Origin of the sequence: Streptomyces fructofermentans (assembly GCF_014651055.1) — a bacterium.
GTDB classification, from domain to species: domain Bacteria; phylum Actinomycetota; class Actinomycetes; order Streptomycetales; family Streptomycetaceae; genus Streptomyces; species Streptomyces fructofermentans.
The window spans coordinates 1-25487 of record NZ_BMWD01000029.1 but is presented as its reverse complement, the minus strand read 5'-3'; the positions used below and the strand labels follow the sequence as shown (position 1 = coordinate 25487).

Here is a 25487-nt window from a genome sequence, read left to right as displayed (position 1 = left end):
CCCCCCCCCGCGACAGAGGCGGCTTTCGACCGCCGGCTTCGAGGACCGGGCGGCCTCGGCCGTCGAGTCCTCGTCGGCGACGCCCTCAACGCGAAGTGCGATGGGCGACGCCCTCACCGCGAAGCGGGATCACCCGGTCGAGGTCCCGCGCGGCCGTGGACCTGCGGTCAAATCCCGTATGACCAAAAGCTGTTCGGCTGTGCGGTCCTCAGGAGTGCGACAACTGCCCCGCGCCGCCGCCCCGCCTGCGTATCCGGGCGTCGGCACGTGCCGTGGCGCGCTGCTGCCGCCGTGCCCTGCGCTTCTCGCGCCGCAGGGCACGGGCGGTGCTGCTGGGCTCCGACACCACGCCGTTGCGCTGGTTCCACACCTGGCGCGTCACCCAGACGTCCAGCGCGCCCCAGGTGGCGACCACCGTGCTCGCCACGCTGCTGAGGACCATCGGGAACGCGAGCCAGGATCCCGCCAGCGTGCACAGGAAGGCGACCATGGCCTGCATCAGGGTGACGGCGATGATGATGACCGCCCGCACCGCGGAGGTCCGTACGGGATCGGGCATCCGGCGTCGCGTCGCCGGCTCCTCCACCCACAACGGCCGGTACTCGTACTGGAAACGCTCCTCGGACTCCGTCCCGATGTCCGTCCCGGCCGTGGCCGTGCCGTCGGCTCCGACGCCTGCGCCCCCGCCGCTCCGGGCCACCGCGCGGCCTCCTCCCGCACCAGCCCCGGTGCCCGGCCCCACGCCGGACCCCGCGTCCGCGCCCACGTCCGCCTCGGCGTCCGTACCGCCCACCGCGTCCGTACCGCCGACCGTGCTCGCGCCGCCGTCCGCTACGGGGGCCATACCGCCTGGCGTGTCCGTACCGTCGACCGCGTCCGTACCGCCACCCGCCCCAGTGGCCGGGCCGCCGTCCGTCACGTCCTCCGCCGGACCGTCCGACCCGCCGTCAGGGTCGGCCTGTGCGCGCAGATCCGTCGTGCGCTCCTCCACCGCCGACCCGGCGGCCGGTAGGCCGTCCGTCCGTTCGCCCGGTATGGCTTCGTCCGCCGCCCGTGGACCTCGTCGAGCCTCCGCGACCGCGGTGACTCCCGTCCCGGGGGATCCGGGTGTCCCGTGCCGCTCCGCCGTGCCCATCAACTTGTCACTCCCCACCGCCGGACAGCCGCTCGCTCCGGTGTCTTGAGACCCCGGCTCCCCATCAGCTGCCCGGCTTGCGCTGTTTTACGCCGCCCGATCGCGGCACGCGGCGCTCGTCGCACCGATTCCGCCGCCGACTTCCGTAGAGAAAGACGATCGACGTAAGCCGAAGATTCCCGCCAACCGTAAAAATCCGGCCAACCGGCCACTGTTCGCGCCGGTCGATGTCCGCAGTCCTGTGCCGGATTCGGGGAGGCAATCTCCCCCAATGAACGGACAACTGGGTACGTCTCGTTCCCGCGATGCGCCGGGGCCCTTCGGACGGCCTTCGGTATACGCGTGTGTCAGTAGTAGGCTCGCGCCGTTTGTTGACGTACATGTGTGCCCCCGAACGACGGGGGCCGAGCTGGGGGAGGCCATGCGCTTTCGCGGGAAGTCCATCCGCCGGAAGATCGTGGCGCTGCTCCTCGTGCCGCTGCTTTCCCTGACCGGGATCTGGGGCTTCGCCACCGTACTGACGGGACGTGAGGTCAACCAGCTCCTCGACACGACGTTCGTCGTCCAGAAGATCGGCTATCCCACCGAGGACGTCGTCAACGTCCTCCAGGCCGAGCGGCGCCAGACCCTCGTCTACCTCGCCGACCCGCGTGCCTCCGACGCCCTCGGCGACCTCCGCCGCAGCCGGGCCGCCACCGACCGGGTCGTGGCGAAGATCCGCCAGAACGCCAAGGACGTCGACGTCCGTGACGAGATGGGCGAGGACACCACCGAACGGCTCACCGCGATCCTGGACGCCTTCGACGGCGTGGGCCCGCTGCGCCAGAGCGTCGAGGACGGCACGGTCACCCGCCTCGAGGCGCTCGGCCACTACAACCGCCTGGTCGAGCCCTGCTACATCCTGATGGCCAACCTCCAGGTCCTCGACGACGTGGACGTGGACAAGCAGAGCCGCGCCCTCGTCAACATGTCGCGGGCCCGTGAACTGCTGGCCCGCGAGGACGCGTTGCTCGGCTCGTCGCTGGTGGTCGGGGAGGTCACCCGCGCCGAGGCCCGCGACCTGTCGGACCTGGTGGCGCAGCGCACGCTGATGTACGAGACCAACCTGCCGCAGCTGCCCGCCGCCGAGCGCGCACGCTACGAGCGCTACTGGGCCAACGCCCCCACCGCGCCGCTGCGGGTCGCCGAGCAGTCCGTCATCGCCTCCGCACCCGGTACGCCCCGCGGAGTGACCGCGAAGAGCTGGGACGGCGTGGCGGACGACGTCCTCGACGGACTCGACAAGCTCAACTCCCAGGCGGGCGACCGGTTCCAGGACCGCGTCAAGCCCATCGCCATCGGCGTCATCGTCAAGGCCGGCATCGCCGGAGTCCTCGGCCTCGCCGCAGTGCTCATCTCGCTCTTCATGTCCGTACGCATCGGCCGCAGCCTCATCCGCGACCTGCGCGGACTCCGGCAGGAGGCCCACGAGACCGCCGGGGTGCGGCTGCCCAGCGTGATGCGACGCCTCTCCGCGGGCGAGCAGGTCGACGTGGAGACCGAAGTCCCGCGCCTGGAGTACGAGAAGAACGAGATCGGCGAGGTCAGCCAGGCCCTCAACATCCTCCAGCGGGCCGCGGTGGAAGCCGCGGTCAAGCAGTCCGAGCTGCGCAGCGGTGTGTCCGAGGTCTTCGTGAACCTGGCCCGCCGCAGCCAGGTCCTGCTGCACAAGCAGCTCACCCTGCTCGACACCATGGAACGCAGGACCGAGGACACCGACGAACTCGCCGACCTGTTCCGCCTCGACCACCTCACCACCCGCATGCGCAGGCACGCCGAGGGTCTCGTGATCCTCTCCGGCGCGGCCCCGTCCCGGCAGTGGCGCAAGCCCGTCCAGCTGATGGACGTCGTACGCGCCGCCGTCGCGGAGGTCGAGGACTACGAGCGCATCGAGGTACGGCGGCTGCCGCGCATGGCCGTCACCGGGTCGGCCGTCGCCGACGTCACCCACCTGGTGGCCGAACTCCTGGAGAACGCAACGGTGTTCTCGCCCCCGCACACCGCCGTGCAGGTGGTGGGGGAGCGCGTCGCCAACGGCTTCACCCTGGAGATCCACGACCGCGGCCTCGGCATGGCCGCCGAGGCGCTCCTCGACGCCAACCTGAGGCTCGCCGAGACGCCGGAGTTCGAACTCTCGGACACCGACCGGCTCGGCCTGTTCGTGGTCAGCCGGCTGGCCCAGCGGCAGAACGTACGCGTCTCCCTCCAGCCCTCCCCGTACGGCGGCACGACCGCGGTGGTCTTCATCCCCGACGCGCTGCTGTCGGACGACGTGCCCGACACGAACGGCACCGGATTCCGGCTGGACCGGGCGCTCCCGTCGAAGAAGAAGCCCGGCGACGACGGCGGCAAGGCCGCGCTGTCGGCCCTCTCCACCGGCCCGGTGGCACTGCCCGGTCTCGCCTCGTCCGTGCTCGACGGGCCCGTCGAGCTGGAGTCGCCCGTCGACCTGGACGCCCTCACCGGCTTCCCGGGCGCCCTCGCGGACGAGGACAGCGAACGCGGTGTCTTCCGACCGCGCCGCTCCATCGCCGCGCCGCCCGAGGACGCCCGGCGCCGGCCGGCCGGGCCCGCACGCGCCGACGACGACGAGCCCGGCGCACCCGTGCCGCTCCCGAGCCGCCGCGCCCCGAAACTGGTCAGCTCCCACGGACGCCCCGTGACCCGTGCGGCCTCGCGGCGCGACGAGGGCGCGGACCACGCGGACTCCGTCGACGCGGCGACGCCGGCCCGGGGCGCCGAGGACCGGCCCGAGCCGTCCGGCGTGCTCGGGGAGCTTCCCAAGCGCTCCCGGGGCGCGGCCAGGGGCCCCGGCCGCCGTGGGGTCGGGGACCCGCCCAGGACCCGGCGCGGACCCGCCGACGACTGGACCAGGGGCGGCGACGCGTCAGGACGCGGCGACGAGCACCGCCGGGGACCGGGCCGCGGCGCGGACCGCCCCGCCGAACCGGGCGAGGGAGCCGCGCGCGCTCCGGGAACCGCGGACGGGGACACGGCTTCCACGGCTTCCGCGGCTTCCACGGCTTCCGCGCTGCCCCGCCGCGCGGCGGACCGGAGGGCCGCCCCCGGCGGCCCGGACCAGGGAGACGGCACCGGCGGGTCCGGCGCGACGGGCGCCCTGCCGCGCCGCGTACGACAGGCCAATCTGGCCCCCCAGTTGAAGGACGGCCCCGACCGGCGCAACAGGCGCGACGAGGTGCGCACGACGGCACCCGTGGAACGCGACGCCGACGAGGTACGCAACCGGATGGCTTCGCTCCAGAGCGGCTGGAAGCGCGGCCGCAAGGAGAACGCCGCGGGCGACGACGCCCAGGACGGCACAGCACCAGGAACGACAAAGGGGGACGGTCGATGACCGCACCGAAGGCAGCCGGCCACATCGCGACCAGCACGTCGACGGGGGAACTCAACTGGCTCCTCGACGACCTGGTGGAGCGCGTCGCCAGCATCAGCAAGGCACTCGTACTCTCCGGCGACGGGCTCCCCACGGGGGTCTCCGCCGACCTGACCAGGGAGGACAGTGAGCATCTGGCCGCAGTCGCGTCCGGCTTCCACAGCCTGGCCAAGGGCGTCGGCCGGCACTTCGAGGCGGGCGGGGTACGCCAGACGATCGTCGAACTGGAAGAGGCGTTCCTGTTCGTCACGGCCGCGGGCGACGGCAGCTGCCTCGCCGTCCTCTCCGACGCCGACTCCGACGTCGGGCAGGTGGCGTACGAGATGACCCTGCTGGTGAAGAGGGTCGGCGTACATCTGGCCGCCGCTCCGCGCACCGAACTGCCCTCGGACGGGTAGTGGGATGGTATGAGCGGAGACGGTCAGGGGATGCCCCACTGGTTCGACGACGAGGCCGGACCCGTGGTCCGTCCGTACGCCATGACGCGCGGCCGCACGACCAGCGCGGGCCAGCACCGCCTCGACCTCATCGCCGTGGTCGTGACGGAGCAGCACGCCGACGACCCGGAGTCGGACCACACGCTGTCCCCGGAGCACGTGGACATCGTCGGACTCTGCCGTGACGCCCCCCAGTCGGTCGCCGAGCTGGCCGCCGAACTCGACCTGCCCGTCGGGGTCGTACGCGTCCTCATCGGGGACCTGGTGGCCGAGGAACTGGTGCATGTCACGAGGCCGGTGCCCCCGGCCGAACTGCCGGACGAGAGCATTCTGCGCGATGTGATCAGCGGCCTCCGGGCCCTGTGACCAGCGGCCGACGGGTGCTGTGAACGGCGGGCTCCGGCCGCGGTCGCGACGACCGCGGCCCGCGCCCGGGGTCCGTGGCTCCTGCGATCCCGGGCGACCGGGCGCCGAGGCCTGCCCGCCGCCCGGTCCCGGTCGTGCCGCGCGGTCCGCAGTGCCCGGCGGTCGCCCTGCCCGGACTCCCCGGGACCGGCATTCCCCGGCCTGCCCACCGCCGACCGCGGACCGCGGACCGCGGACCGCGGGATGGTGATCTCCAGACCCGTTGGCCCGTAGGTCGTCGGACCCGCAGACCCGTGGGCCCACAGACCCGCAGACCCGTGGGCCCGCCGGCCGTCGGGCCTGCGGGCACCGGTCGGCGGCGGCCGTCCATGTGTCGCCGCGGCCCCGCGGCTCGGGGGGTGTGCCCCGTACGGCACGCGAACACGGGCCGCAGCCCGGCGGACCGCCCGCTTCCGGTACCCAGGCGCACCCGTCCGCCCCGGCCTGGCGCTCCCCGGGCCCGGCGCAGGTGCAGGTGCAGGACCAGCCTCCCGGCCCACGTCGGGCCACCGCGAGGGCACCGGCCCGCGCCCCGGGCCGGGCGCAGGTGCAGGTGCAGGACCGGCCTCCCGGCCCCCGTCGGGCCACGGCGAGGGCGCCGGCCCGCGCCCCGGCCCGCCACCCGCACGGCCGAAGCGACCGGCGCCGCCCGCCCTCCCCGGCGACCGGACGCGGCGGCCCGTCCGCCCCTGCGCGGCGGGCGGCGTGAGGGGGAGCGGAGCGGTCCGGTACCGGGGCGCGGACAGGGGATCCGGAGCGGGCACGACCACGGAGCGCAGATATGATCTGACTGATCGTCGACCGGTACCTCCGACGCGGGGCCGGAGCAGCGCGAGATCGGGGAGACAGACGTGCAGGGCTGGCAGTTCTGGGTGGACCGCGGCGGTACCTTCACCGACGTCGTCGCGCAGCGCCCCGACGGACGCCTGCTCACCCGCAAGCTCCTGTCGGAGAACCCCGGCCGGTACGCCGACGCGGCCGTGGCGGGCATCCGCGACATCCTCGCTGAGGCCGAGGCCGAGGCCGAGGCCAATCCCGGACGCGCCCCGGGCGCCGAAGCGGAACCGGGTGCGCAGGGGGATCCGGACGCACAAGCGGAACGGGAGCCCGGATCGGCGGCGCAGGCCGGGCCCGACCCGGAGCAGGGCCGGGCCCCCGAGGCGGCCCCGGGACCCCTCCGGGGCGCGCCGACCCGGGACCCGGACGGTGGGCCCGTGACCGCCCGCGCCACGGACCGGCACCGCGACCGCCGGCACGGCCCACGGGTGGACTCGGTGCGCATGGGCACCACCGTCGCCACCAACGCCCTCCTGGAACGCAAGGGCGAGCCCACCCTCCTCGTCGTCACCCGGGGCTTCCGGGACGCCCTGCGCATCGCCGACCAGAACCGCCCCCGGATCTTCGCCCGCGAGATCGAACTCCCCGAGATGCTGTACGCGCGCGTCGTCGAGGTCGACGAACGCATCGCCGCCGACGGCACCGTGCTGCGCGCCCCGGACCTGGACGCCCTGGCCGGCCGGCTCCAGCACGCGTACGACGAGGGAATCCGCGCGGTCGCGGTCGTCTGCGTGCACAGCCACCTCCACCCCGCCCACGAGCGGGCCGTCGGCGAACTCGCCGCCCGCGTCGGCTTTCCGCAGATCTCGCTGTCCAGCGAGGTCAGCCCCCTGATGAAGCTCGTCCCGCGCGGGGACACGGCCGTCGTCGACGCCTATCTGTCGCCCGTCCTGCGCCGCTACGTCGAGCACGTCGCCGACGAACTCAGCGGTGTGCGGCTGATGTTCATGCAGTCCAACGGCGGGCTCACCGAGGCCGGCCGGTTCCGCGGCAAGGACGCGATCCTGTCCGGCCCCGCGGGCGGCATCGTCGGCATGGCACGGATGTCGCAACTCGCGGGCCACGACCGGGTCATCGGCTTCGACATGGGCGGCACGTCCACCGACGTCTCCCACTTCGCGGGCGAGTACGAGCGGGTCTTCGGCACCCGGATCGCCGGGGTCAGGCTGCGCGCGCCCATGCTGGACATCCACACCGTCGCGGCCGGCGGCGGCTCCGTGCTCCACTTCGACGGATCCCGCTACCGCGTGGGACCCGACTCGGCGGGCGCGGACCCGGGTCCCGCCTGCTACCGGCGCGGCGGACCCCTCACCGTCACGGACGCCAACGTGGCCCTCGGACGCATCCAACCCGCCCACTTCCCAGCGGTGTTCGGCCCCGTCGGGGACGAGCCGCTGGACGCCGAGGTGGTGCGCGAGCGCTTCGCGGAGCTGGCCCGCGAGATCCACGCGCGGACCGGTGACGAGCGCACCCCCGAGCAGGTCGCCGAGGGCTATCTGCAGATCGCGGTGGCCAACATCGCCAATGCCGTGAAGCGCATCTCGGTCCAGAAGGGCCACGACGTCACCCGGTACGCGCTCACCACGTTCGGCGGCGCGGGAGGCCAGCACGCGTGCAGGGTCGCCGACTCGCTGGGCATCCGCACCGTCCTCGTCCCGCCCATGGCCGGCGTGCTCTCCGCGCTGGGCATCGGGCTCGCCGACACCACCGCGATGCGCGAACAGTCCGTCGAGGAACCGCTGAACACGTCCGCGATGCCCGGTGTGCTGAGGACGGCCGAGGACCTGGAGAACGCGGCGCGCGCGGAACTCCTCGCCGAGGACGTGCCCGAGGACCGCATCCGCGTCACCCGTCGCGCCCAACTTCGCTACGACGGGACGGACACGGCAATCACCGTCGAACTCGCCGGGCCCGACGCCATGGTCCGCGACTTCGAGGACCGGCACCGCGCCACCTACTCGTTCACCCTGGACCGTCCGGTCGTCGTCGAGGCCCTCTCCGTGGAGGCGACCGGCGTCACCGAACCCCCCGACCTCTCCCGCCTCACCCCCCGGGGTCCCGCCACCGGTGCGCGGGGCACGGCCGCCCTCCACACGGGCGGGGTCCGGCGCGACGTACCCCTGCTCGGCCGGGAGGACCTGCCCCCGGGGCAGACCGTCACGGGCCCCGCGATCATCACCGAGGCCGGCTCCACGACGATCGTCGACGAGGGCTGGCAGGCGGCCACGACCGAGGCCGGCCACCTCGTGATGGAACGGGTGGCCGTCACGGAGAGTGCCGAACTCGGCACCGAGGCGGACCCGGTGCTGCTGGAGGTCTTCAACAACCTCTTCATGTCCATCGCCGAACAGATGGGCGCCCGCCTGGAGTCCACCGCCCAGTCGGTCAACATCAAGGAGCGGCTGGACTTCTCCTGCGCCCTCTTCGACCCCGACGGCAACCTCGTCGCCAACGCCCCCCACATTCCCGTGCACTTGGGCTCCATGGGCACCAGCGTCAAGGAGGTCCTCCGGCGCCGCGGCGACAGGATGCGGCCCGGTGACACGTACGCCGTCAACGACCCGTACCACGGCGGCACCCACCTGCCCGACGTCACGGTCGTCACCCCCGTCTTCGACACGGACAGTGACGAGCCGGGTGGCGGACGCGTCCTCTTCCTCGTGGCATCCCGCGGCCACCACGCGGAGATCGGCGGCATCACCCCGGGCTCCATGCCGGCCGGCAGCCGCACCATCGACGAGGAGGGCGTCCTCTTCGACGACTGGCTGCTCGTGGAGGGCGGACGGTTCCGCGAGGAGGAGACGCTGCGCCTGCTCACCGGGCCGCCCCACCCCTCCCGCAACCCCGGGACCAACCTCGCCGACCTGCGCGCCCAGATCGCGGCCAACCAGAAGGGCGTCGACGAAGTGCGCCGTATGATCGCGGACTTCGGCCTCGACGTCGTCCAGGCGTACATGGGACACGTGCAGGACAACGCGGAGGACGCCGTCCGCCGGGTCATCGACACCCTGGAGGACGGCGAGTTCGCGTACGAGACCGACTCCGGCGCGACGATCCGCGTCCGGGTCGGCGTGGACCGGGCCCGGCGGTCCGCCACCGTCGACTTCACCGGGACGTCCGCTCAGCTCGCCACCAACTTCAACGCGCCCTCGGCGGTGGTCCACGCGGCGGTCCTGTACGTCTTCCGCACCCTGGTCGCCGACGACATCCCGCTCAACGACGGCTGCCTGCGCCCCCTCGACATCGTCGTGCCGCCCGGAAGCATGCTCGCCCCGTCCCCACCGGCCGCCGTCGTGGCGGGCAACGTGGAAACCTCGCAGGCGATCACCGGAGCCCTGTACGGTGCTCTGCGAGTGCAGGCCGAGGGATCCGGCACGATGAACAACGTCACCTTCGGCAATCAGCGGTACCAGTACTACGAGACCGTGGCCTCCGGGTCCGGTGCGGGCGACGGCTTTCCCGGCGCGCCCGTCGTACAGACCCATATGACCAACTCGCGTCTCACGGACCCGGAGGTCCTGGAGTCGCGACTGCCCGTACAGCTGGACGAGTTCGCGGTGCGGCACGGCAGCGGCGGTACCGGACGGTGGAGGGGCGGCGACGGAGCCGTCCGCCGCATCCGGTTCCACGAGCCCATGACCGTGTCGACGCTCTCCCAGCACCGCAGGGTCCCGCCCTACGGAATGGCGGGCGGCGAGCCCGGTGCGCTCGGCGCCAACCGTGTGGAGCACGCGGACGGCACGGTCACCGAGCTCGGCGGAAGCGGTTCGGCGGACGTCGGCCCCGGCGACGTGCTCGTCATCGAAACCCCCGGCGGCGGCGGATACGGTCCGCCGCCGGACACCACTGGAGCAGGAGAAGAGATCGATGATCCTCGGGCGCACTGAGCGCGGCAAGGCCCCCGTCGAGCCCGTCACGCTCAAGATCCTCGTCGCGGGCGGTTTCGGCGTGGGCAAGACCACCCTGGTCGGCGCCGTCAGCGAGATCAAGCCGCTGCGAACCGAGGAACTGCTGACCGAGGCGGGGCGGCCCGTCGACGACACCAGCGGCGTGGAGGGCAAGAACACCACCACGGTCGCCATGGACTTCGGCCGCATCACGCTCCGCGAGGACCTCGTGCTGTACCTCTTCGGCACGCCGGGCCAGGACCGGTTCTGGTTCCTCTGGGACGAGTTGGCCACCGGCGCCCTCGGGGCCGTGGTGCTCGCCGACACCCGCCGACTGGAGGACTGCTTCGCCGCCGTCGACTACTTCGAGCGGCGCTCCATACCCTTCGTGGTCGGCGTCAACTGCTTCGAGGGCGCGGCGCGTTACCCGGCGGAGTCCGTCCGCCAGGCCCTCGACCTCGATCCCGGAGTACCCGTGGTGATGTGCGACGCGCGCGGACGGGAGTCCGCCAAGGAGGTCCTCATCGAGGTCGTCCAGCACGCGATGGCCTACGCGGCCACGCAGCGCCACGCCCTCTCCACCTGACACCCTCCCGGCCGCTTCACCGCCGTCCCCGGCGCCCGACGGCACCTGTCCCGCCGCGTTGCCCGCGGGCCGGAGAGCCGGCGCCACGTGCCCCGCGGGCCGTAAGGGCCGCCGCTTCAGGACGAGTGCGGCCCGCACCCCCGCCGACCGGGGTACGGGCCGCGGTCCCCGTGCGCCGCCCACCCGGGTGGGCGGCGCCGAACGCCGGGGACGGGTCGGTTCAGCCGTCGCCGTCCTCGTGCCAGCCGAAGCTCTTCTCCACCGCCTTGCGCCAGTTGTGGTACTCCCGGTCGCGGACCCGGTCCTCCATGGCGGGCGTCCACTCGACGTCCCGCTGCCAGTGCGACTTCAGCTGGTCGAGGTCGTTCCACACACCGGTCGCCAGACCCGCCGCGTACGCCGCGCCCAGACAGGTCGTCTCGGAGACCTTCGGCCGGATCACCGGCACCCCGAGCACATCCGCCTGATGCTGCATCAGCAAGTTGTTCTTGGTCATGCCTCCGTCGACCTTGAGGGTCGTGATCTGCACCCCGGAGTCCTGGTACATGGCGTCCACGACCTCGCGCGTCTGCCAGCTCGTCGCCTCGAGCACGGCGCGCGCGAGATGCCCCTTCGTCACGTACCGGGTCAGCCCGGTGACGACACCGCGGGCGTCGGCGCGCCAGTACGGCGCGTACAGGCCCGAGAACGCCGGGACGATGTACGCGCCGCCGTTGTCGTCGACGCTCGCGGCCAGGGTCTCGATCTCGTCGGCGCTGCGGATGATCCCGAGCTGGTCCCGGAACCACTGCACCAGCGCCCCGGTGATCGCGATCGACCCTTCGAGGCAGTAGACGGGCGCCTCTGCGCCGATCTTGTAGCCCATCGTCGTCAGCAGCCCGTTCTTCGACGGCACGGGCCGGTTCCCGGTGTTGAGCAGCAGGAAACTGCCGGTGCCGTAGGTGTTCTTGGCCGTGCCCACGTCGTAGCACGCCTGGCCGAACACCGCCGCCTGCTGGTCGCCCAGCGCCGAGGCCACGGGTACCCCGGAGAGCTGGCCCACGGCCGTCCCGTACACCTCGGCGGAGGACCTGATCTCGGGGAGGACCGCCTCGGGGATGTTCATCGCCGAGAGGATGCCCGGGTCCCACTGGAGCGTTTCGAGGTTCATCAGCATCGTGCGCCCGGCGTTGGTGACGTCGGTGACGTGCTGCCCGCCGTCGGTGCCGCCGGTGAGGTTCCAGATCAGCCATGAGTCGATCGTGCCGAAGGCGATCTCGCCGCGCTCGGCGCGGGCGCGCAGGCCCGGCACGTTGTCGAGCAGCCAGGTCGCCTTGGGACCGGAGAAGTAGCTGGCCAGCGGCAGCCCGGTCTGCTCGCGGAAGCGGTCCTGCCCGTCGGCGCCGCCGAGTTCGCCGCACAGCGCCGAGGTCCGCGTGTCCTGCCAGACGATCGCGTTGTGCACCGGTTTGCCCGTGGCGCGGTCCCAAAGGACCGTCGTCTCACGCTGGTTGGTGATGCCGAGCGCGCTGAGCTGGTCGGCGCGGAGCCCGGCCTTCGCGATCGCCCCGGCGACCACCGCCTGCACCTTCGACCAGATCTCGGTGGCGTCGTGCTCCACCCAGCCGGGCTTCGGGAAGATCTGGCGGTGCTCGCGCTGGTCGACGGCGACGATCGCTCCGTCGTGGTTGAAGATGATGCAGCGGCTGGACGTGGTGCCCTGGTCGATTGCGGCGACGAACTTGTCCGTCATGACGTCCCCTTCGTTGGATTCGTCGGATTCGTCGGATGCTTCAGAAGGCTGCGTTGAAGATGAGGCCGGACAGCGCCCCGCCGATCAGCGGGCCCACCACCGGTATCCACGCGTAACCCCAGTCCGAGGTGCCCTTGTTGGGGATGGGGAGCAGGGCGTGGGCGAGGCGCGGCGCCAGGTCGCGGGCCGGGTTGATGGCGTACCCCGTGGGACCGCCGAGCGACAGGCCGATGCCGACCACCAGGAACGAGACGATCAGGATGGCCGTGCCGGACTGGCCGAGCCCCTCGGTGAGCCCGAACGCGAGGATCGGCAGGACCAGCGCGACGGTGGCGATGATCTCGGTGACGAGGTTCGCCACGGGATTGCGGATCGCCGGCGCCGTGGAGAAGATCCCCAGCGTCGGCTGGGCCTTGTCCTCCTCGGAGTTGGCCTGGAACTGCGCGAAGTAGACCAGCCAGGCCAGTACGGCGCCGAGGAAGGCGCCCACCATCTGGCCGGCGACGTAGACGGGGACCTGGTCCCAGTCCCCGGTGTCGATGGCGATGCCGACGGTCACCGCGGGGTTGAGGTGCCCGCCTGACAGCGGGGCGGCCGTATAGGCCCCGGCAAGTACGCCGAAGCCCCAGCCGAACGCGATGACGACCCAGCCGGCGTCCTTCGCCTTGGAGTAGTTGAGTACGACGGCGGCGACCACTCCGGCGCCGAAGAGGATCAGAATCGCTGTGCCGATGACCTCACCGAGAAAAACGTCTCCGTTGCTCATGGCGGCTCCTAGGCCCGGCCCGGGGCGATCCGCCCCGGGTCAACGTGCAGGGTGCGTTCCCATGGCTACATCAGCCGAAGGCAGGGAGAACCCGCGCCCCGCCCGGCGTCCGTGACGAGCGTGCCGTCGCAGTCGGAACCGCCCGTGGGACATGCCCCGTTGGCGCAGGTGGGAGCCCGCGCGGCGCGATGCCTGAATACGCCGGAATGCGGCGGTGCCGACTGACACCGGAAGTGTTCACCGGCACTGTGGGAGCGTCAAGGTCGCGGACGGCAATCGTTCGCGCCCGCGCACACCGGAGCGCCGGGACGTGTGCCGGGGAGGACCGGGAGCGGCCGGTAGGGACGCCGGGCAACCACGCGCCCGGCAGCCGATCGCCGATCACATCACGACGATCGCCCCCGTCAGCCGGTCGCCGCCGCCCGCCCGGATCACCTCACGGCGATCACGGACGAGCCGTGCCCGAACAGCCCCTGGTTGGCGGTGATCCCGACCCGCGCGCCCGCGACCTGCCGATCGCCCGCGGTGCCCCGCAACTGCCAGGTGAGTTCGCAGACCTGGGCGAGGGCCTGCGCCGGAACGGCCTCCCCGAACGAGGCGAGGCCACCGCTGACATTGACCGGGACACGGCCTCCCGGAGCCGTCGCCCCCTCGCTCAGCAACTTGGCCGCCTCGCCGTCGCCGCACAGCCCCAGGTCCTCGTACCACTGCAACTCCAGGGCCGTGGACAGGTCGTAGACCTCGGCCAGCGACAGGTCCTCCGGTCCGACCCCCGCCTCCTCGTACGCCGCCCGTGTGATCGACGCGCGGAACGTCCCCGCCGGGGGCTCGGCCCCGGCCGAGGAGTCCGTCGCGATGTCCGGCAGGTCGAGGACCGTGCTGGGATACCGCGGGGTCACCGTCGACACCGCGCAGATCCGCACCGGGTCAAGAACCCCGTGCCGCCGCGCGAACGTCATGCTGGACAGTACAAGGGCCGCGGCCCCGTCGGAGGTCGCGCAGATGTCCAGGAGCCGCAGCGGATCGGCCACCACCGGGGAGGCCGCCACCTCCTCGGCGGTGACCCGCCTGCGGTAGCGCGCGTTCGGATTCAGCGCCCCCAGGGCCGAGTTCTTCACCTTCACCCGGGCGAAATCCTCCGGAGTGTCCCCGTGGACCGCCATCCGCCGCCGCGCGTACAGCCCGAAGTACGTCGGATTCGTCGCCCCGAGGACCCGGAACCGCAGCCAGTCCGGATCATCGGCGCGGTCCCCTCCCGCGGGCCGGAAGAACCCCTTCGGAGCCGCGTCCGCGCCCACCACCAGCACCACGTCCGCGATGCCCGACAGGATCTGCGCCCGCGCCGCGTCCACCGCCTGCGCGCCCGAGGCGCAGGCCGCGTACACGCTCGTCACCCGGGCGCCCTGCCAGCCCAGGGCCTTCGCGAACGTCGCGCCCGCCACGTAACCCGGGTAGCCGCCGCGGACCGTGTCCGCACCGACGATCGATCCGACGTCCCGCCACTCGACGCCCGCGTCGGCGAGCGCGGCGCGCGCGGCCACGGTCCCGTACTCCACGAAGCCGCGCCCCCACTTTCCCCACGGGTGCATGCCCGCGCCGAGCACCGCCACGTCCCCGGTCATGCCGTCACCCCCGTCGGCCTCCAGTGCCAGGTCGTCCAGACCGTCTCCGTGTCCTCGTTCAGCACACCGGGGACGACCTCCATCTCCATGCCCACCGCGAGATCGGCGACGGTGACCCCGGGGACGGTCTGCCCGAGCACCACGATCCCCTCGGCCTCCAGCTCGACGGCGGCCAACGCGTAGGGGGACCAGACGAGTTCGGGGTCCGAGACGTAGGGGGGCGGCGGCCGGTAGCGACTGTCCGAGTAGGACCAGACGCGGCCGCGGCGCGACAGCGGGACCTCGGTGAGTTCGCCGCCCGGGCATGCCGGATCGCGGCAGAGGACGTCCTCCCGGGGGAAGAACACGGCCGCGCAGGCGGAGCAGCGCGTGCCGAGGAGCCGGAAGTCGTCCCCCTCGCCGCCGAACCAACCGGTGACCACGGGTGTACGGGTTCGCGACACAGTCCCCTCCACGGCGCTGGGCGCTACGGACCGACTAGATCTGACGGAACGTCAGAAGTTTGCCACGGCGGACGGGAATTGGGCAGGGCGCCCGGACGCTTCACCGATGCCGGACGGCGTCACGGAGAACCGGAGAGGTCTCCCGGGCGTCCGAGTATCGGGAGGGACGGCCGGGGCCCACGGGGGTGGTCCCGGCCGTCCCTCCCGTCGGCGAGGTGCCGGACCCGTTGCGCCGGCCACCGCGGATTCGGCCGGGCGCGCGCGTCCGGCGGCCCGATCGTGCCCCCGACGCGCCCCACGGCTTCCCCCGTCGAGCACCGACCTGGTAGACGCGGGGCCATGACACGACTCACCGCCGCCGCACGCGGCCTCGTCACCGGCCTGGCCGTCCTGCTCGCCCTCGCTTCTGCCCCGGCCTTCGCCTCAGGTCCAACCCCGGCCGTCCCTCCCGTGCGGAAGGCGCCCGCGGACTTCGTCCCCCTCGGCTCGGTGGACCGGACGATCATCCAGGAGATGCGCTACTCCACCCCGCACAACTTCGTGGGCACGAGGATCGACGGCTACCGGGAACCCCTCTGCGTCCTCACCCGGCCGGCCGCCGAAGCCCTCCACCGGGCCCAGGCCCGCCTGCTGCGAAGGGGCTACTCGCTGAAGGTGTACGACTGCTACCGGCCCCAACGGGCCGTCGACCACTTCGTCCGCTGGGCCGAGGACCTCGACGACCGCGCCATGAAGGGCGAGTTCTACCCCGACGTCGACAAGTCCCGCCTCTTCGAGGACGGATACATCGCCGCGAAGTCCGGGCACAGCCGCGGCTCGACCGTCGACCTCACCCTCGTGCGCCTCCCCGCGAAGCCGACCCGGCCGTACGTACCCGGCGAGCCCCTGGTGCCCTGCTTCGCCCCCGCGGACCGGCGCTTCCCGGACAACTCCGTGGACATGGGCACCGGTTACGACTGCTTCGACACCCTGTCACACACCCTCGACCCCCGGATCCGGGGTGCGCAGCGCGCCCACCGGCTGCTCCTCAAGGACACCCTCGAAGCCCTGGGCTTCGTGAACCTGGCCGAGGAGTGGTGGCACTTCACCTTCAGGCCCGAGGCCTACCCCGACACCTACTTCGACTTCCCCGTGTCCCGGAAATCCCTCATCCGGTCCCCCTGAGGCGGGCGGCGCGGGCGCCCGTCCGATGATCGGATACAGTCCCGGGCGTGTCCCCATCCCAGATCCCGTCCGCCAACTCGGTGCCGGACTCCCACTGTTCGAGCTGCGGAACGCCCTATGCCGAGGACGTCTCCGGCTGGCCCCGCACCTGCGCCTCCTGCGGCGGCATGGCCTACCGCAACCCGCTGCCGGTCGCGGTGGCCCTGCAACCCGTGTACGACACGAAGGGCGCGGCCCTCGTGGTCATCACGCGGACCATCGCGCCCGCCCGCGGCGGCATCGCGCTGCCCGGCGGCTTCGTCGACCACCGCGAGGACTGGCGCAACGCCGTCGTCCGCGAGCTGAAGGAGGAGACGGGCATCACGGCCGCCGGCCGCGACGTCCGGCTCGTCGACGCGATGAGCTCGCCCGACGGCCACCTGCTCCTGTTCGGCGCGCTGCCGGAGCGACCGGCGGCCGACCTGCCGCCCTCCGAGGCGACGGACGAGACCGAGGGCTGGCAGCTGCTGCGCCGGGCGACCGAACTCGCCTTCCCGCTGCACACCCTGGCGGCCCAGGCGTGGTTCGAGGGCCGGTACGTCTGACACGGCTCCCGCGACGGGGAGAGCCGGCGCCTCGGGCAGCGACGTGAACCGCACCTCCGAGGGCGACCGCCGGCCGCTCGGGGGCCAGCGCGAAGGCGACGACGGCCGACGCGCCCACCGGCTCCCGACCCGGCTCCCGCCCACCGGCTGACGGCCTCCGGCCACCCGGCCTCCGTGCACCGGCCGCCGGCCATCGGCTTCCCTCCACCCGGCCTCCGCCCGCAACCGTCACAACGTGCCAAGACCCCGTATCCGTACCGGCAGGAGGGGTTCCGCGGGACCGTCCGCGGTCTCCCGTTCCACCACCACCCGCGTCCCCTCGCGACGCGTCAGAAAGCGCTCGATCTCCGGCTCCTCCGAGCCGTCGCCGGCGTCCGCGACGACCAGCCCGCCCCCGGTCCTGCCGCGGGCGGGCGCCCACACCTCCAGCACCGTCCCGCCGTCGTCACCGCGGACGGGCAGCACCGTCCCCGCCCGGGCCAGCACCGGAATCCGGGAAGGCGGCGCGTCGACCAGCACCTGGGCGGGACCCTCGTACGCCCGCTCGGTCGCCGTGTCGTACCAGCGCCCGCGCGGCAACTGCACCGCACGCCGGTCCGTGCCCGGATCCAGCACGGGCGCCACCAGCAGACCGTCACCCAGCAGGAACGCGTCCCCGCAGTCGCGCAGCGCCCGGTCCTCCGGAGAGCCCCACCACAGCGGCCGCGCGTACGGCGCGCCCGTGCGGCGGGCCAGATGCGCCAGCGTCACGAAGTACGGCCGCAGCCGCCGCCGTTCGACGAGCGCGGCGCGCGCGTGCTCCAGCACATCCCCGCCGAACTCCCACGGCTCCCGCCGCCCCGCACGCGGGCCCGCGTGCGTACGGAACAGCGGCAGGTACGCGCCCAACTGGAACCACCGCAGGTACAGCTCGGGCGAGGGGTCCCCGTCGAAACCGCCCACGTCGGGACCCGAGTACGGCACACCGCACAGCCCGAGGCCCAGCACCAGCGAGAGCGAGGCCCGCAGCCCCGGCCATCCCGTCGCCACGTTCCCCGACCAGGTCCCCCCGTACCGCTGCATGCCCGCCCAGCCCGAGCGCGAGAGGACGAACGGCCGCTCCTGGGGCGCCAGTTCGCGCAGCCCCTCGAAGGCCGCCCGCGCCATGCCGAGCGCGTACACGTTGTGCGCCTCACGGTGGTCGCCGCCCCGGCCCTCCAGATCGTGCGCCGCCGACCGCGGCAGGGTGGAGTCCCCGAACGCCGCGAGGGAGACCGGCTCGTTCATGGTGTGCCAGAAGCCGGCGAAACCCTGCGTCAGGCGCTCCGCGTAGAGCCCGCCCCACCACTGGCGCGTACGCGCGCGCGTGAAGTCCGGATGCACCGCCTCGCCGGGCCACGACACGGCCCGCACCGGCAGCCCTCCCCGACCCCGCACGAAGGCGTCCTCGGCCACCCCGGAGTCGTACACGGGACTGCCCGCCTCCGCGCCCACCGCCGGCTCCACGACCGACACCAGCCGGATCCCGTCCCTGCGCAGCTCCTCCGCGAGCACCGGCAGCTTGGGGAAGCGGTCGCGGTCGACGGTGAACACCCGGCGCGCGTCCAGATGGTCGATGTCGAGGTGGACCGCGTCCAGGGGCAGCCCGTGCCCGTGGTACCCGGCCACGATCCGGCGCACCTCCTGCTCGTCGCCGAAACCCCAGCGCGCGTGGTGGTGCCCCAGCGCCCAGGCCGGCGGCAGCGCGGCCGACCCGGTCAGCGACGACCAGGTGTGCAGCACCCGCGCGGGGCTGCCCACCATCACCCAGCAGCGCAGCGGCCCGCCCTCCATCCGCAACTCGCTCGTCCCGACCCGGTCGTGCCCCGAACCCGCGCCCTCCTCGCCCTCGCGCAGCGTGACGCCGCCGTCCCACGAACTGTCGTGGAAGACCAGATGCGTCGCCGCGTCGGCCACCACCAACTGCACCGGCATCGTGATGTGCAGCGGATCGTCACCGGGTACGAAGGCCCGCCCGGGAGCGGTGTTCCACAAGCGGTACGTCCCGTTCCGCAGCCGGGGCCCCGCCGCGCGCCCGCCGAGCCCGAAGAACCGGGCGTCCGCCCCGACCTCGGAGCGCTGCATCCAGCGCGCCTCGCCACCGCCCGACGGCTCCCACCAGCGCGGCGGCAGGTCGCGCCGCACCGTCACACCGCCCGGCGTACGCACCTCCACGGCGCCGTGCCGCGACACGACGACCGTCATGCGCTCCGACACCACCCGCCACGCGCCGTCCTTGTCCGGCTCCAGCACCGCCCGCGCGTCCGGTTCCGGAGCGCGGTCCGCGAGCGCGTACGACGGGTCGGGCCGCGCGCCGTCCCAGCCCCAGAACACCGCGCCGCCCACCGTCACGGTGATCCGCAGCTCCGACCGGGTGAACCTGACGATCCCGCCGCCGGGACCCGGCTCCACGGACAGCACAGGACCCGGAACACGAGCCCGCTCGGCGCCCCGCGCGGGCAGCCCCACGGCGTCGGCACGCCGCCTGCGCCACGCGGCCCGAACGGTGCGCAGGCCCAGAGCCGCCCCCGTCGAACCGACCGTCTTCACCGAACGCACCAGGTCACGACCGTCCATGCCGCTCAGCCTGCCACCGACACGGCCGTACGGGTGAGTCGTTCAACTTCCGTTCACCCGTGGCAGGACCACATCTTCACCAGCCGGACTATGTGGGGCCCACCCTGGTGCGGAAGTCGATCACATGGCATCGTCCGTGTCAGCCGCGTGCCGCGCACACCCCAGCTCGTGCGCGGTCCACGCACACGACGCGCACAGCCCGGGAGCCGCCCCATGACCTCAGAGAACCCCTCGCCCCTCTGGCAGCCGGACGGCGAACGCATCGCCAGGGCACGGATCACCGGATTCCAGGCATGGGCGGCCGAACACCACGGAGCCCCCGCCACCGGCGGGTACGCGAGCCTGCACCGCTGGTCCGTCGACGAGCTGGACACGTTCTGGCAGGCCGTCACCGAGTGGTTCGACGTCCGGTTCACCACGCCCTACGCGCGCGTGCTCGGCGACCGCTCGATGCCGGGCGCCCAGTGGTTCCCCGGGGCCACCCTGAACTACGCAGAGCACGCCCTGCGGGCAGCCGACACCCGACCGGACGAACCCGCCCTCCTCCATGTCGACGAGACCCACGACCCCGTCCCGGTCGCCTGGGCCGAACTGCGCCGACAGGTCGGTTCCCTCGCGGCGGAACTGCGCGCCCTCGGCGTACGCCCCGGAGACCGCGTCAGCGGATACCTCCCGAACATCCCGCAGGCCGTGGTCGCCCTCCTCGCCACGGCGGCCGTCGGCGGAGTGTGGACCTCGTGCGCCCCCGACTTCGGCGCCCGCAGCGTCCTCGACCGCTTCCAGCAGGTCGAACCCGTCGTCCTGTTCACCGTCGACGGCTACCGCTACGGGGGCAAGGAGCACGACCGACGCGACACCGTCGCCGAACTCCGCCGCGAACTGCCCACCCTGCGCGCCGTCGTCCACATCCCCCTGCTCGGCACCCCGGCCCCGGAGGGCACGCTGGAGTGGTCCGCCCTCACCTCGGGCGACACACCGCCCGTCTACGAGGCCGTCCCGTTCGACCACCCCCTCTGGGTGCTCTACTCCTCCGGCACCACCGGCCTGCCCAAGGCCATCGTCCAGTCCCAGGGCGGCATCCTCGTCGAGCACCTCAAGCAGCTCGGCCTGCACTGCGACCTGGGCCCCGGGGACCGCTTCTTCTGGTACACGTCCACCGGCTGGATGATGTGGAACTTCCTCGTCTCCGGCCTCCTCACGGGCACCACGATCGTCCTGTACGACGGCAGCCCGGGCCACCCGGACACCGGCGCCCAGTGGCGCATCGCGGAACGCACCGGAGCCACCCTCTACGGCACGTCGGCCGCCTACGTCATGGCCTGCCGCAAGGCCGGCGTCCACCCCTCCCGCGACTTCGACCTCTCGCGGGTCCAGTGCGTCGCCACGACCGGCTCGCCCCTGCCGCCCGACGGCTTCCGCTGGCTGCACGACGAGGTCGGCGACGACCTGTGGATCGCCTCCGTCAGCGGCGGCACCGACGTGTGCTCCTGCTTCGCCGGAGCCGTACCCACCCTCCCCGTGCACATCGGCGAACTCCAGGCCCCCGGCCTCGGCACCGACCTCCAGTCCTGGGACCCCGGCGGCCGGCCCCTCACCGGCGAGGTCGGCGAACTCGTCGTCACCAACCCCATGCCGTCGATGCCCGTCCGCTTCTGGAACGACCCCGACGGCAGCCGATACCACGACAGCTACTTCGACATGTACCCCGGAGTGTGGCGCCACGGCGACTGGATCACCGTCACCCCGCGCGGCTCCGTCGTCATCCACGGCCGCTCGGACTCCACCCTCAACCGCCAGGGCGTCCGCATGGGGTCGGCCGACATCTACGAGGCGGTCGAACGCCTCCCCGAGATCAAGGAGTCCCTCGTCGTCGGCATCGAACAGCCCGACGGCGGCTACTGGATGCCGCTCTTCGTCCACCTCGCCCCCGGGGCGGAACTCGACGACGCCCTCCTCGACCGCATCAAGCGGACCATCAGGGAGCAGCTCTCGCCGCGCCACATCCCCGACGAGGTCATCGAGGTGCCCGCCATCCCGCACACCCTCACGGGCAAGCGCATCGAGGTACCGGTCAAGCGACTCCTCCAGGGCACCCCGCTGGAGAAGGCCGTCAACCCCGGCTCCATCGACAACCTCGGCCTGCTCGGCTTCTACGAGGACCTGGCCCGCAAGCGCGCCTGACCGGCCGCCCCCCGCCGGACCCCCCGGACCCACCGCGACGCGGCGGAGCCCGGGGGCCCGGCACCGCCCCCCGCGGCTCCGCGCCGTCACATTGTCAGTGCCGCCGATTACGGTGAGTGAGCATTGACCGACTGTGCACAGGGGGAAGAATGGCGCACACCCATCACCTGACCATGCGGCGCGTCCTGCGCCGCGAGATCGCCGGCACCATCGGCCTGCTCACCGACGAGCAGGACTTCACCGCGATGCGGCGCTACCGCAGCTTCGCCTTCGACGACCACGCCACCTACCTCCGGCAGGTGGAGGCCCTGCTGCGGACACTCGCCGCACAGGGAGGCCACACCGCGATCGCCCTCTTCGACCCCGAGGAGTACGCGGAGTTCTGCGCCGAGCACCGGCTCGAACCGGACGACCCAGGCAGCCGCACACGCTTCACGGCCGAACTCGCCTCGACGGGCGCCACCGTCCCCTACGACGGCCGGCCGCTCGACGACCTCGTCCCCGACCTCATCGACGAGGCCGTCCGCCTGGCCACCTGGGAGTACGCCACCACCCGCCTGTCGCACATCGGCGCCTGCGCCTCCTGCGGCGAGGACATCGGCCGGGCCGCCTTCGTCCGCGCCTCCGAACTGGTCGTCCGCATCCTCAAGGCCTCCGACCCCGGCCGCAAGCACCTCGTGTGCAGCGTCTCCACCGAGCCCGAGGCGCTCGTCGCCGTCCTGGGCGCGGACGACGACCCCACCGGCACACCCCGGCTCGACGAGGCCGAAGCCCTCGAATTCACCACGGTCCTCGCCCTCGGCATCGCCACGGGCTGCCCCGGAGGACTCGTCATGCGCACGAGCGCCCCGGGAAAGCCCGACCGGGTTTACGGCTGGCGACTGCGCGGCGAGAGCCTGGAGCCGCTCACCGCGGCGGAGGTCTTCGACGCCTACTGCACCGACGTCGTCTCCGGCGACCTGGTGTCCCCGGAATCAGGGGTCGACTACAGCGTCCCGCCCGACCTCGACGACGAAGGGCTCACAGGGGGACACGCGCACTGAACGCGCGAGGGGCGCCCCACCCGCAGGTGGAGCGCCCCTCGGCCCTGCTCGCGTGTCCCTACTCGCCGGACAGCACGGCCTGAGCCGCCGCGCGCGCCTCCTCGGCACTGTCCGCGGCACGGGCCGCCGCGGCCGCCCGCTCGCACTGGGCCAGCGTGTGCTTGGCCAGCGTCGCCCGCACGTAGGGGAGCGACGCCGCACCCATGGAGAGGGACGTGACACCCAGACCGGTCAGCACACAGGCCAGCAGCGGGTCGGCCGCGGCCTCACCGCAGACACCGCAGCTCTTGCCCTCGGCCCGCGCCGCCTCCGCGGACAGCGCGACCAGGTCGAGCAGCGCGGGCTGCCACGGGTCCTGGAGCCGGGACACGGCGCCCACCTGCCGGTCGGCGGCGAACGTGTACTGCGCGAGGTCGTTGGTCCCCAGCGACAGGAACTCGACCTCCCGCAGGATCGACCGGGCCCGCAGGGCGGCCGACGGGATCTCGACCATCGCGCCGAACTTCGCGCTCAGCCCCGCCTCGCGGCACGCGTCGGCGAACGCCTTCGCGTCGGCACGGTCCGCGACCATCGGAGCCATCACCTCGAGGTGCACGGGCAGCCCCTCGACCGCCTTCGCCAGCGCCGTGAGCTGCGTGCGCAGCACGTCGGGGTGCTCCAGCAGACTCCGCAGACCACGCACGCCCAGCGCCGGGTTCGGCTCGTCGGCCGGAGTCAGGAAGTCGAGCGGCTTGTCGGCACCCGCGTCGAGCACCCGCACGACGACCCGGCCCTCCGGGAACGCCTCCAGCACCTGGCGGTACGCCTCGACCTGCTTCTCCTCGGACGGCGCGCTCTTGCTGTCGTCCAGGAACAGGAACTCGGTGCGGAACAGGCCCACGCCCTCCGCGCCCGCCTCGACGGCGGCCGGCACGTCCGAGGGACCGCCGACATTCGCCAGCAGCGGGACCTTGTGGCCGTCGGAGGTGGCGCCGGGACCGGTCGACGCCGAGAGCGCCGCCTTCCGCGCGGCTGCCGCGCTCTCCATCTCGCTCTTCTTCTCCGCGCTCGGGTTCACGAAGATCTCGCCCGTGCTGCCGTCCACCGCGACGACCGTGCCCTCCGCGAGCTCACCCGCACCCGGCAGCGCCACCACGGCCGGGACGCCCAGCGCCCGCGCCAGGATCGCGCTGTGGCTGGTCGGCCCGCCCTCCTCGGTGACGAAGCCGAGCACGAGCGTCGGGTCGAGCAGCGCGGTGTCCGCCGGCGCGAGATCCCGCGCGATCAGGACGTACGGCTCGTCGCTGTCCGGCACACCCGGCATCGGAACCCCGAGCAGCCGGGCGACGATACGATTCCGCACGTCGTCCAGGTCGGCCACACGCCCGGCGAGGTACTCACCGGCGTTCGCGAGCAGCGCGCGGTACGCCGCGAACGCGTCGTACACCCCGCGCTCGGCGGTGCTGCCCACCGCGATGCGCCGGTCCACGTCGGCGATGAGCTCGGGGTCCTGGGCCATGAGCGCCTGGGCCTCGAGAACCGCCTGTGCCTCGCCGCCCGCCAGGTTGCCGCGCGCCATCAGGTCGGCGGCCACGGCCTCCACGGCCTGGCGGGCGCGCCCCTGCTCGCGCTCCGCGTCCTCGGCGGGTATCTGCTTCGCCGGCGGCTCCAGCACAGCCGTCCCCATGTGCCGTACCTCGCCGATCGCCACACCGTGGCTCACACCGACGCCTCGCAGCGTTGTCTCCATGTCACCCGTCTCCGGTCGAGCGGCGGGTCCCGCCGCCGCGTTGGTGGTCGTGTCTGCCGTCGTCGACGGCAGCGAGGTCACTGCCAGCTGAAGAGAACGTCGCCGGACTTCACATCGCCGTCGACATTGACGCCGGAGAGGGCATCGGCCGTGGCCTCCAGGGCCACGACGGGGCAGATCGGGGACTTGCCCGCGGCCTCGACGGCGGCGGGGTCCCAGCGCACCACGGTCTGGCCGCGCTGCACGGTGTCGCCCTTGTTGACGAGCAGCTGGAAGCCCTCGCCGTTGAGCTGCACGGTGTCGATGCCGAGGTGCGTGAGCACGCCGTGGCCCTCGTCGTCGACGACGACGAAGGCGTGCGGGTGGAGGGAGACGACGACGCCGTCGATGGGCGAAACGGCCTCAGTGGCGTCCCGGGCGGGGTCGATCGCGGTGCCGGGGCCCACCATGGCCCCGGAGAAGACCGGATCGGGTACAGCGGCGAGTCCGATGGCGCGTCCTGCAAGAGGGGACGTCACGGTGGTCATGGGAAGCCTCCCAAGGGCGGAGATTCGAGGAGTGGGCCGTCACTGCCTGTCCGGGACGGCGCACTGTTCAGCAGGGTAAGTCATGAGAAGTGACGGTTCCGCACGAGACGACCGTCTTGGAGGCCGTCGGGCGCAGCGCAAACGATTTGCTCCCGCTCCCGGCGTCCGTGTAGAGTCGTACACCTGCTTGAGGCGGAGCAGCGCGACCAAGCGCCCTTGCCTGGCAGCAACCAACTTGTCAGATCCTATCCCGGGGTCCGCTTCTGCATGTCTGCAGGATCGTGGTCAGGGAGACGGAAAATCGCTGATAGAGTTTGGACCGCCGGAAAGGGAAACGCGAAAGCGGAAACCTGGAAAGCACCGAGGAAATCGGAACCGGAA

General features: G+C 72.9%; 17 protein-coding genes. 9 read left to right on the top strand and 8 right to left on the bottom strand.

Translation table 11 applies throughout. From position 1 onward, the window contains the following. Window positions 1-208: 208 nt before the first annotated feature. On the bottom strand, window positions 209-844 hold the full coding sequence (locus tag IE265_RS38715; RefSeq protein ID WP_229916743.1) for a hypothetical protein: 636 nt from the start codon (window positions 842-844) through the stop codon (window positions 209-211). Window positions 845-1556: 712 nt separating this feature from the next. On the opposite strand from IE265_RS38715, the gene IE265_RS31095 reads away from it, so the two are divergent. The 5 genes from IE265_RS31095 to IE265_RS31075 all read left to right on the top strand — a co-directional run bounded on the left by IE265_RS31095 (window position 1557) and on the right by IE265_RS31075 (window position 10720). Next, on the top strand, window positions 1557-4529 hold the full coding sequence (locus IE265_RS31095) for a sensor histidine kinase (protein WP_190039082.1): 2973 nt from the start codon (window positions 1557-1559) through the stop codon (window positions 4527-4529). Next, window positions 4526-4966, top strand: coding sequence for a roadblock/LC7 domain-containing protein (locus IE265_RS31090; RefSeq protein WP_190039081.1), 441 nt, complete (start codon window positions 4526-4528; stop codon window positions 4964-4966). Before IE265_RS31095 ends, IE265_RS31090 begins: the two co-directional genes overlap by 4 nt. A gap of 9 nt (window positions 4967-4975) precedes the next feature. Continuing rightward, window positions 4976-5371 carry a DUF742 domain-containing protein gene (locus IE265_RS31085; protein ID WP_190039080.1) on the top strand — a complete coding sequence of 132 codons (396 nt, stop codon included), beginning with the start codon at window positions 4976-4978 and terminating at the stop codon, window positions 5369-5371. A gap of 890 nt (window positions 5372-6261) precedes the next feature. Then, the gene (locus IE265_RS31080; RefSeq protein WP_190039079.1) at window positions 6262-10134 is read left to right on the top strand and encodes a hydantoinase B/oxoprolinase family protein; all 3873 of its coding nucleotides are present in this window, start codon (window positions 6262-6264) and stop codon (window positions 10132-10134) included. Then, window positions 10115-10720: a GTP-binding protein gene (locus IE265_RS31075; protein ID WP_190039078.1), complete on the top strand. Its 606-nt coding sequence runs from the start codon at window positions 10115-10117 to the stop codon at window positions 10718-10720. The genes IE265_RS31080 and IE265_RS31075 overlap by 20 nt, the downstream gene beginning before the upstream one ends. A 220-nt stretch (window positions 10721-10940) precedes the next feature. On the opposite strand, the gene glpK is transcribed toward IE265_RS31075, so the two are convergent. The 4 genes from glpK to IE265_RS31055 form a co-directional block, all read right to left on the bottom strand. Further along, entirely contained in the window at window positions 10941-12452 is a 1512-nt protein-coding gene (gene glpK, locus IE265_RS31070) for a glycerol kinase GlpK (RefSeq protein WP_190039077.1), read from the bottom strand. Between the two features lie 40 nt (window positions 12453-12492). Next, the gene (locus IE265_RS31065; RefSeq protein ID WP_190039076.1) at window positions 12493-13218 is read right to left on the bottom strand and encodes an MIP/aquaporin family protein; all 726 of its coding nucleotides are present in this window, start codon (window positions 13216-13218) and stop codon (window positions 12493-12495) included. Window positions 13219-13649: 431 nt separating this feature from the next. Continuing rightward, a complete protein-coding gene (locus IE265_RS31060; RefSeq protein ID WP_190039075.1) occupies window positions 13650-14840 on the bottom strand; it encodes a lipid-transfer protein in 1191 nt (396 codons plus the stop codon). Continuing rightward, window positions 14837-15262, bottom strand: a complete 426-nt coding sequence (locus IE265_RS31055) for a Zn-ribbon domain-containing OB-fold protein (RefSeq protein ID WP_190039153.1) — start codon at window positions 15260-15262, stop codon at window positions 14837-14839. The genes IE265_RS31060 and IE265_RS31055 overlap by 4 nt, the downstream gene beginning before the upstream one ends. A gap of 360 nt (window positions 15263-15622) precedes the next feature. On the opposite strand from IE265_RS31055, the gene IE265_RS31050 reads away from it, so the two are divergent. Both IE265_RS31050 and IE265_RS31045 read left to right on the top strand, forming a co-directional pair. Then, window positions 15623-16447 (top strand): M15 family metallopeptidase, encoded by an 825-nt coding sequence (locus IE265_RS31050; protein ID WP_190039074.1) that lies wholly within the window; start codon window positions 15623-15625, stop codon window positions 16445-16447. A 47-nt stretch (window positions 16448-16494) separates the two neighbouring features. Beyond that, window positions 16495-17031, top strand: a complete 537-nt coding sequence (locus IE265_RS31045) for an NUDIX domain-containing protein (protein WP_190039073.1) — start codon at window positions 16495-16497, stop codon at window positions 17029-17031. A gap of 228 nt (window positions 17032-17259) precedes the next feature. Here IE265_RS31045 and IE265_RS31040 read toward each other — a convergent pair whose 3' ends face one another. Further along, on the bottom strand, window positions 17260-19626 hold the full coding sequence (locus IE265_RS31040) for a glycoside hydrolase family 31 protein (protein ID WP_190039072.1): 2367 nt from the start codon (window positions 19624-19626) through the stop codon (window positions 17260-17262). Between the two features lie 213 nt (window positions 19627-19839). Here IE265_RS31040 and IE265_RS31035 point away from each other — a divergent pair, with 213 nt between their 5' ends. Together IE265_RS31035 and IE265_RS31030 are read left to right on the top strand one after the other, a co-directional pair. Further along, entirely contained in the window at window positions 19840-21807 is a 1968-nt protein-coding gene (locus IE265_RS31035) for an acetoacetate--CoA ligase (protein WP_190039071.1), read from the top strand. Window positions 21808-21956: 149 nt separating this feature from the next. After that, window positions 21957-22850, top strand: a complete 894-nt coding sequence (locus IE265_RS31030) for a DUF8829 domain-containing protein (RefSeq protein WP_190039070.1) — start codon at window positions 21957-21959, stop codon at window positions 22848-22850. Between the two features lie 58 nt (window positions 22851-22908). Here the strand turns inward: IE265_RS31030 and ptsP are convergent, their stop codons facing one another. Together ptsP and IE265_RS31020 are read right to left on the bottom strand one after the other, a co-directional pair. Continuing rightward, on the bottom strand, window positions 22909-24579 hold the full coding sequence (gene ptsP / locus IE265_RS31025; protein WP_190039069.1) for a phosphoenolpyruvate--protein phosphotransferase: 1671 nt from the start codon (window positions 24577-24579) through the stop codon (window positions 22909-22911). A gap of 77 nt (window positions 24580-24656) precedes the next feature. Beyond that, complete coding sequence (locus IE265_RS31020; protein ID WP_190039068.1) at window positions 24657-25106, bottom strand: PTS sugar transporter subunit IIA; 450 nt, start codon at window positions 25104-25106, stop codon at window positions 24657-24659. Between the last annotated feature and the right edge of the window lie 381 nt (window positions 25107-25487).